Raw genomic sequence first — 8977 nt, forward strand, 5'->3', positions numbered from 1 at the left:
CCGCGCCGCCACGTCGGAATTGCCGACACGATACGGCGACTTTGAAATCATCGTTTACGAAGTCAACTACGAAGCACAAGAACCAATCGCGATCGTGTTTGGTGACCTGACCGCTCCCGGCACACCACCGCTGGTTCGAATGCACAGCAGTTGCTTCACCGGCGATTTGATCCAGTCGCTGCGTTGCGATTGCGGCGACCAACTTCACATGGCACTGGACATGATCAGCCGCGAAGGCCGTGGTGCGTTGATCTACTTGCCGCAAGAAGGTCGCGGCATTGGTTTGGCACAAAAGATTCGTGCCTACGCATTGCAAGACAAAGGCATGGACACCGTCGAAGCCAACCACGCACTCGGATTCAAAGCCGACATGCGTGACTACGGCGTCGGACTGCAAATCCTAAAAGACCTCGGTTTGTCGGAGGTCCGCTTGCTCACAAACAACCCGAAGAAAACGAAAGCGTTCAATCTTCGTGGCTTTGACCTGAAAGTTGTCGACCAAGTGCCGATCGTTCCACCAACCAACGAACACAACGTTCGCTACTTGGAAACGAAACGCGAAAAGATGGGTCACCAGTTGCCTCCGTTGTCGTGAGCCCCTTCTCGGAAAGCTCAATACATTCGGACGCGACAATCCCGCTGCGGTGCGTCGTGTTGCATCACCGTGTTCCGGAACCCGCGACCGAACATCCGTTGACGAGCGACACCGTCTCTCGTGGTGATCACTTGGATTGGATGTTCGAAGTCGCAAGCGGTGGCGAGCTATGGACGTTCGCGACTCCGGTCATCGACCTGAACTTTGCGAAACTGAGAACCGATCATCAGATTCCGATGACTTGGTTGCCGGACCATCGCCGTCGATACTTGGATTACGAAGGTCCCATTTCCAACAATCGAGGCAGCGTCACTCAGATCGCTCGTGGAACGCACCGAGTGGTCACTGCCGCACTGGAGACCGACGCGGAACGGGCTGTGTTCCGCACGAGTGTCGAATTGGAACGGGTCGTCGACTCAGTCTCGTCAAGTGAGATGCAAAAGCTCCAACTCACCTTCCAGCGTGATCACTGGAACTGCGACAGCGATTCGTCTGAACGAGTCCGCAAGATGGCGGGCGTTGTGTGGGATGGCTTTCTGACCATCCAACGTTGACCGGATGCCTTCGTTCCCGAGGCACCGGAATCAGCTTGACGCTGATCGAAGCCCCGATCGCTTGTCATGAGCTCTTCGTCGGAGCTTTGTTCAAGCTCGACGTCTGCGGAAGCTGAACGACCATCCGTCGGTTTGCTTTGCGATTTGGTGGTTTCGTTTTCTGTTTCATTCGAAGGTTGTGTCTGTTTGCGAAACGACACAAACCGATGCAGTGGACCACGAGGTGAGTAGAAATCCTGCGCCAATTGGCCGGCTTGGCCAGACAATCGCAAGCGTCCGGCGGTCAAACTCACGAGTTCGATGACCAAGGGTGCAAAGGCGTAGTGCGGGTCTTCTGGTGGGATATGCACCAAAGCGATCGGTCCATCCTCGGTGAAGTCCCAACGAATATCCAAATCCCCCAGAGCGGCCTCACGACTGATACGACGAACAAACGGTTCGAGTGGCAGCGGAAGCGCGCCGGCTTTGAGATCTGACAAGTGAATGGCCAGCAGGTTGGGTTCTTCGGTCATCTCCACCGACAACCGGCAAGACACCACCGTGTCCCAACGTGATGACTGATAACGAACGGCAGCCAGAATTTGTCCGTCTTCGATCGCAATGGCTGGTTCGCGAACGCCACGTTTTGACAATCGATCAAAACGTTCCGGCAATTGGTCGGACAACCAAGCGTTGATTTCGTCTTCGCTGAACGAAGCGTTCCAAGAACCACGTCGCGAAAGATCAGACTGCAATTGTTCGACATCGAACTGCAGCTGATTCCTGGCGACCTGCATCGCTTGATCAGATTGATTGAACGCCCGTTTGTAGAAATCAGGCACCTGTCGCGATTGCCACACAGCCCAATAACTCACCATCCCGCCAACGACCAAAGTCACGGCTAACACCACGGCGACGAATCGCCCCCAAAAACGAAGGGATGACCGACTGCTTTTCTTAGCGTTCGCAGTTTCTGATCGATGCGATTGGGACATAAGCCAAACCTCGGAAGGGCGTTCGACTGATCAAGTAGGACTCAAAATCTTAACGACTGCGGTAACCAGTTGCGAATTCTGTCGGTTACACCATTGTTCTGCATGGGCGAATCCACCACAGGTTGCGAATTCGCCGGTTCAACGGGGGGGCGTTCACCATCCGGGTTTTGGGCCGGCATGTTATTGAACAATGGTGAACTCGCTGACAAACCCGCTGTGTTGACCGCCGCCAAAGATGCTCCACGGTCGGCGGCTCCGAACGTGCGGGGGGTGGCCGAAACCGTTGTCGCGGTCGCTCCGCTGAACCCCGGCTCAACCAAAGGTCGGTTCACCTCAGCGCGTCGGGGATCCGTCGATCGACGCTTGGCAAATTGAAGCAACTGCTTGGCCCAAAACTGGTTCAAGAGTTGGGCGGGTGCTTTGATGTCATCACGCTGCAATCCTTGGACAGCCAGATAAGCCAGGCTTTGAATCTCAGCTCGTTCGGAACGGCTGGCGAACCAGTCCGTCACAAAAACGTCATCCACCCAAATGATTCCGTCCGACAAATTGTCGATCGTCACTCGCAAGTCCCGCGTGTTCTCAACATCGATGTTCAACCACTCCAGGACCACGGTTGAGTCTTGCCACTTGCCATCGACCGGCACCTCGACCTCGCGAGAATGACGGCATGGTTGTCCGTCGAGCGAGCCTTCCAAAGCGACCCGCAACGTCAGCGTGTTGGATTGTTTCTCATTCGCATTTGTGCGTGCTGAATTGCCGGTTCCGGGCTGGTTTGCTTGAGTCCACGCGGGGTTCCGCGAAACGGGATTGCCAATCGGCGAAGTGCTCTCGCTCGGCTTGACAACTTCTTTGCTCGGTTCGCGAAAACCTCTTAGTGCCATCGAGATCGCGACGCGTCCGGCATTTGGAGTGGCAATGTTTTTACTGATCAACCAAGCCTGAGTTCCCGACGAATCACGCGCGGCCAATCGAACGCTTTGTTCGCCACGGAACGCGGATCGAGGATCGAGCTTGACCGCATCGGCGGGATGCTGAGCGTGCATCCAATTGGGAATCCCCAACCGCGTACTCGCATCCGTCAGACTTTTTTGTTCGAAACCACCGTTGGTGAGCAAGGACTCGGGGGTCTTGAGTTTGGGCTGCGGCGCCGATGGTTTTGGCGAACGCAACAAAGTGGTGCTGGCTTGAATCACACGACCGGGATTCCAACGATCAATCGAAGATCTCGCGGGCGCGCCCTGAGTTTCGTTCGCTTCGGGCGTCGTGCTCAATGATCGAGGCAACCGATCCAGCTCACTCAGCAAACCAACATGCTCGACCACCATCGTGACTTGTTCGGTGATTCGCGGAATCATCGTTGCGGGGTCGGATACGTAACCCGTCCACGCCAAATTGCGAGGCAGCGGCGATTCGCTCCGGCAAATCACCATCTGACCTGGTGGCAATTTCAATCTCGCTCCCAGTGGTGTTTGCTCGGGCACCGTCAGCGCCAGATGCCCGGCATCGTCGCCCGCGGCTGTTGACCAAGTCGTTGCTTCCGTTGTGGTGAGCGTGATGCTCATTGACCACGGTGCACGATTGACCAGGACCAACGATTGGCTGGCGGAATGCGTCGCTACTGTCACCAAACCATCGATCGATTTCTGTTTGCCTGCGGACGCTTCGGCGGAAACCAACGACAGCTCAACGCTCCAGTTTTTCCATGCATGACATGCGGCAACTCCGCTGGATGTGTCGAGCATTTCCAAATCCGCCAGCACGAATCGTGATGCTGACAAAGCGCTGGATTGCTTGCCCGATGCTGAAACTTCGTCCCACCATCGGATCCATTGCTCATCCATTTCTTCGGTCAACGCTGCATCGTGACTGAAAGAGGAGGACAGCTCTGTCGTTGCGGATTTTCGATGCCCCAACCAAACCGCGTCTGCTGGACTGAAGGCTCCACCATCAACGACTTGGAAGTGACTGCTCAAACGCGGTGGCGGCTGTCGTCGCTGATCTCGCAGAAGCCAAACTTGTCCGATCGCCCGCTCCGATTGGGAACTGCGAATCTCAGTGAGTGCTTGTTGCAGCGAAGGAACTTCCGCGGCGATTTGAGTTGCGTCTTCGGTCGAAGAAGAATCCGCGGTCGCGTTCTCGACCAAAATCAAATGCTGATCATTCAAGTCAGCGATGATCGGCAGCAAGGCATCGGTTCCATGATGATGCCCACATTGCCGGCAATGAATCGTGTCCGATTGCCAGCGCACGACAAAACCTGTCGCTCGGCCATCACCCCAGAACTGATTCCAAATTCCCACCAGTTCGTCCACCGGCGCACCACATGGCAAACGTGGTGGTTCCAGCCAAACCTGGCCGTCCGCTTGGACCATTTCTTCGGCGGCTAAACGTACGAGCAACGCATCGTCCGTCGGATGAAAATCGTTTGTCTCTGTCACTGATTGATCGCCAGGCGATGCAGTTGCGATCGGCAACACAATTCCATCCACGCCCTGTTCACGGATGGCTTTGATTTCGCGTTTCACGCACTTCAAACGCGCTTGCCAGATCATCGCGTCTTGAGAAAGCGGTGCACCTTCGCTTCGCCATTTCCAATTCAAAAGCGAGCGTTCCTCTTCCGACGCTTCCGCTGTCGCGGTTGAGCACCATGATCGCAATGTGGGCACATCAACGTGCGTCATCACCTGACGCGGCGGAATCTTCTTCGCGGCAAGTTTGCCAGCGTTGCTTTTGTTAGATGCTGCTTTTGTGGGCTTGTTCTCGGGCAAGGCAACGACTGTCCAGTTGCGAACAACATCAGTCGCGTCGCTTTCGGTCAGCGAATCCAACCGCAGCCATCGTTGCCAACCGGAATGATCTCGTGGGACGCGCATTTGCACGTCATAGATTCCGGGTTGGGTGATCGTGATCGGTTCTGAAACCGTGTCCGGCGAAATGGCGACTTGCCCGATCAACTCATTTGTGTCGGCCGATCGGATGTCCAATCGTCCCGACAAAGTCAATTGACCAACGGGGCCGTCGACGGAGGTGGATTCGTCGTCCGTCGAGTCCACTTCGCTTTCGATTCGGAATCGAATGACGGACTCATTCAATTCACACGAAGGAGTGCCAAAACGCGGCAAAACGACGATTTTTTCGCTGGTTTGCGCGAGGGCGTCTGTCACGCCAAAACTACAAACCACGAAACCAACCAAACATCGCCAAACCGCGATTGCGAAAGGATTGCAGAAAGGTCGCCACACGTCGCGACCAAAGTCGTTCCGCCATGTCGTTCGAGCGTTCGTTTCGCCTTGCCCCATCACTTAAAAACCAGTTTTCGTGAAAACCACCACCAAGTTGAGTGGTTGATTCGGCGTGTATCAACGGCATCCACCTTGGACCGTCCAACGCCAAAGTACTGGTTTCATCACCGTTGTCACAAGACGGTTTTCGGTGGCTGGGCGCACGCAAAAATCACCCCCATAGAGGCGTACTCACCACCCTTGACGCGCAAGAATCACCCCGAAATCAGCTGTAATCGATGTGACAAAATCACTAAGATAAAGGGAGTTCCGCAACCCAGTGGAGGAGCATATGAGTGCCCAATGGTATTACATGAGCCACGGATGGTTTCATACGACAAAACGGATCGGTCCAATTAGCGAACCCGAGTTATTACTCCGCATCGACCGGGGGAGAATCTCTCCCGAAACGCTGGTGCAGAGCTCAAAGACTCGGCAGCGTTGGGTTCCAATGAGTACGATTGAACCTGCCATGCGGCGATGGAAACAATCGCATCCCAACGAAGCCGGTGACGCCGCGCACGGGCAGGCCAGCTAGCAAAACGGCATCTTCTTGAGCCGACTGCATCACACCGCCGCCGACTACGCCGCCATCGCGATCGCGCCGGTGCTGATCTTCGTGATGCTGTTCAGCCTGGCGAGCTTCTTGTGCATCGTCCTGTATTCGGGTGGATACTCGGGCGCGTTGGTGTGGACGATGCTGATGTACTCGATGGGAGCCACCGCGGTCGCTCGAATCACCATCGAAAATGACCGCCAGTACTCGTCTCTGTACGCGATCGCGCTCGGTCTCGCGACGGTTTACGTCTTGGTCGCGTACGTCGGTGACCCGATCTTCTCGATTGGGATCGTGTGGATCGTCGGATATTTGGCCGACAAAATCGTTCACGATTGCACGATCGTGGATGATTCCATCGACAGCAGTGGCCAAGGTTTGGTCGACAGTGGTTTGTCGTTTCTCAAGCTTCGGCGGCAGCAACACCAAACCGCGGCCTCACCATCCAAACCGAAATCGGACGACGCAGATGCGTCCGCCAAATCAAAACGGCCCAAAAAGAATCCTGCCGCCGGCCACCAACCTGGTCGGACGGTGTTGTGGTTGGCACTCGGTGCATTGCCGCTGTTTGGATTGGGCCAGTTCTTCCTTGGCGGTGATCCCAAATCGTGGAACCTCGCCAGAATCCTGCTGACGCTGTATCTGTTCTCTGCGTTGTCGCTGTTGGTCGTGACATCGTTTCTGAACCTTCGTCGCTATCTGCGGCAACGACAAACGGAAATGCCTCTGGATGCAACGATCGCTTGGCTCGCCGGCGGCATCGTCATCATCGGGCTGATTTTGATGATCGCCTACGTCGCTCCGCTGCCCGGCAAAGCAATTGCGTCGCTAAAGGCACCTGAGTTCCTCACCAACCGATCGCCGTTGTCCGCCAGCGAATACGGCTGGGGTGATGAGGGAGCGGAGATCAGTGACGAAAACGACGCCAAATCATCTGAGACCGGTCCGGACGGATCGCCCAGCGGCGAAACTCAATCCGGGGCAAAAGCGGGCGGGCAAAAGGGCAATCGCGAAGACGGACCGGCAGGGAGTGATCCCGGCGGAAAGAAACAGGGAAAAGGACAAGACCCCGGCAGCGATCAACCTGCTGGCGGTGAAAAGAACAAATCGAAAAGTCAATCGACGTCCGGCGACTCCAAGAGCTCAGGCAACCAACAACAAACAAAGACCGAGCAAAACAGCCAACAGTCGCAAAGCCAATCGCAGCAAAACCAATCCCCTCAATCAGCAAACGAATCCTCTTCCGATTCGAGTCCAGGAAGCGAATCCAAATCGGACGCATCCAAATCGGAAGCATCCAACTCCGCAGGCGATGATTCGAAAAGCGGCGAACAAGATTCCTCGAACGCTGAATCCGACTCGGCGAACGAATCTCAATCGTCCAAGAACGAATCTGCTGAACAATCCAAGCAAGAATCTGATCAATCGAAACAAAACAACGAGCAGTCCCGGCCGCCATCTGAGAACCAAAACGAGAACTCGAATCAGCAGAAGGAACCACTCTCGGCTCGGACCAAGCCGCCACCGGACCGTTCGCCTCCGCTGAGTGGCGTGTTCAGCACCATCGCGGGAATGCTGAAATGGTTGATCTTCCTTGGTTTGTTTGCATTCATCGCGATTTTCATCTTTCGCAATTTGGACGCCATCATGGCGTGGTGGGACAGCCTGCTTGCGGAAGAAGATCGTGAAACGACCGCGCAACAACCTTCCGCGAAGAAGCTCCAACCCGAGACGCCGCCGCGACCGTTCTCATCGTTTCGCAATCCGGTGGGCGATCCCGATCCGCGCAAGGTGGTGGTGGTGACTTTCCAAGCCTTGGAAGCTTGGTGCCGCGAACAGGGTGTCGAACGATCGCCGGATGAAACTCCGTCCGAATTTGTTCGACGCGTCGCGGTGCAATTCCCGACGCTGGGTCAATCTGCGATCCAGGTCGTCGATGCTTACAACCGAATCGTTTATGGTCGTGCAGCGGCCGCGAAAAATGATGTCGAGGCCGCCAGTTCCGTATGGCAAGTCTTCGCTGGTGGCATCCGCACTTCATGACCTCGCATTTGCACTCCCCCATTCACACCAAAATCGCACGCATCACGGCGCCGTGGATGTTTGCGATTTCCGTGTGGTTCTTGGTGTGCCAAGCGATCTTGATTGTGATGTGGGTCGACGTCCCCAATCTTCGCGAAACGACCACCCAAGCTCACGCGGAAGATTACGTCCTCCGGGTTGATTCCACCTACTTAGGGATGTGGTTCGAACGACTCGCCATTCTTTCGATGGCTGCCATTTGGCCGATCGTGATCATCGAATCCATCTATCACTGGATCATCCGGCCGAAGTCTCGCTCGATGCGATGGTTTCACTTCTTCACGTTGATGTTCTGCATTTGCCCGTCGCTGCGGATGTGTGCTCGCAGCTACGAAATGCACGGTCAGCTTTGGTTGCCGGTCATGTCATGGCAACGCACCAACAAACGACTGCGTCGCCGTTTAGCTCAACACTTCAGCGTTCCCATGATTGGCATCGCGTTGCTGATCTTGCCCGTGTTGGTCACAGAATTCTTTCTCAAAGAACAAGTCGCTCAGCATCAATGGCTGCGAATCGCATTGCACGTCGGCACCGGCGTGATCTGGTTCGCTTTCGCGGCTGAATTCATCCTGATGGTTTCCATCGCCGAGAAAAAGATCCACTACATCCGCCAGAACTGGGTCGATCTCGCGATCATCTTGCTGCCGTTTTTCTCTTTCTTGCGATCGATGCAAGCGGTTCGCGGAACCCGGTTGGCGAAGCTCGCGAAAATCCCGCAAATCGCAAAGCTCGCGCGGGCCTATCGCTTGCGAGGCACCGCCCTGAAAGGGTTTCGGGCCCTGGTGATCTTGGGCGTCGCAACGCGGCTGTTCAAAACCGACAAGAAACGCCAAATCGAACGACTGCAAGCTGAATTGGCGGTCGCCCGTCGGGAAACGCGATTGATCCGGCTCGCGATCGCTCGATTGGAGCGGGAAATCCAGGAGGAAGCG

7 protein-coding genes are annotated in these 8977 nt (G+C 55.6%); 5 read left to right on the forward strand and 2 right to left on the reverse strand.

What is annotated here, in order from left to right; genetic code table 11:
- Both ribA and B2R17_RS15275 read left to right on the forward strand, forming a co-directional pair.
- The coding region (gene ribA / locus B2R17_RS15270; RefSeq protein ID WP_286764664.1) for a GTP cyclohydrolase II at positions 1-595 on the forward strand (595 nt) is incomplete at its 5' end.
- A 98-nt stretch (positions 596-693) separates the two neighbouring features.
- Positions 694-1149, forward strand: a complete 456-nt coding sequence (locus tag B2R17_RS15275) for a hypothetical protein (RefSeq protein WP_286764665.1) — start codon at positions 694-696, stop codon at positions 1147-1149.
- Here B2R17_RS15275 and B2R17_RS15280 read toward each other — a convergent pair.
- The gene (locus tag B2R17_RS15280) at positions 1062-2123 is read right to left on the reverse strand and encodes a hypothetical protein (RefSeq protein ID WP_286764666.1); all 1062 of its coding nucleotides are present in this window, start codon (positions 2121-2123) and stop codon (positions 1062-1064) included. The two genes, B2R17_RS15275 and B2R17_RS15280, sit on opposite strands and share 88 nt — an antisense overlap.
- Before the next feature lie 41 nt (positions 2124-2164).
- Positions 2165-5290 carry a hypothetical protein gene (locus tag B2R17_RS15285; protein ID WP_286764667.1) on the reverse strand — a complete coding sequence of 1042 codons (3126 nt, stop codon included), beginning with the start codon at positions 5288-5290 and terminating at the stop codon, positions 2165-2167.
- 430 nt (positions 5291-5720) lie between these two features.
- Between B2R17_RS15285 and B2R17_RS28215 the strand changes: the two genes are divergently transcribed.
- The 3 genes from B2R17_RS28215 to B2R17_RS15295 all read left to right on the forward strand — a co-directional run.
- Positions 5721-5945 carry a DUF4339 domain-containing protein gene (locus tag B2R17_RS28215; RefSeq protein ID WP_339887263.1) on the forward strand — a complete coding sequence of 75 codons (225 nt, stop codon included), beginning with the start codon at positions 5721-5723 and terminating at the stop codon, positions 5943-5945.
- Positions 5946-5960: 15 nt separating this feature from the next.
- A complete protein-coding gene (locus B2R17_RS15290; RefSeq protein ID WP_286764668.1) occupies positions 5961-8006 on the forward strand; it encodes a DUF4129 domain-containing protein in 2046 nt (681 codons plus the stop codon).
- The coding region (locus tag B2R17_RS15295; protein ID WP_286764669.1) for a potassium channel protein at positions 8003-8977 on the forward strand (975 nt) is incomplete at its 3' end. The genes B2R17_RS15290 and B2R17_RS15295, both read left to right, overlap by 4 nt.

The sequence above is a fragment of the Rhodopirellula sp. UBA1907 genome, from assembly GCF_002337565.1.
Taxonomy (GTDB): domain Bacteria; phylum Planctomycetota; class Planctomycetia; order Pirellulales; family Pirellulaceae; genus Rhodopirellula; species Rhodopirellula europaea.

Bases quoted from the DNA above. Each gene is read 5' to 3' on its own strand.
- B2R17_RS15280 (WP_286764666.1), bottom strand. From the start codon at position 2,123: ATGTCCCAATCGCATCGATCAGAAACTGCGAACGCTAAGAAAAGCAGT.
- B2R17_RS28215 (WP_339887263.1), top strand. From the start codon at position 5,721: ATGAGCCACGGATGGTTTCATACGACAAAACGGATCGGTCCAATTAGC.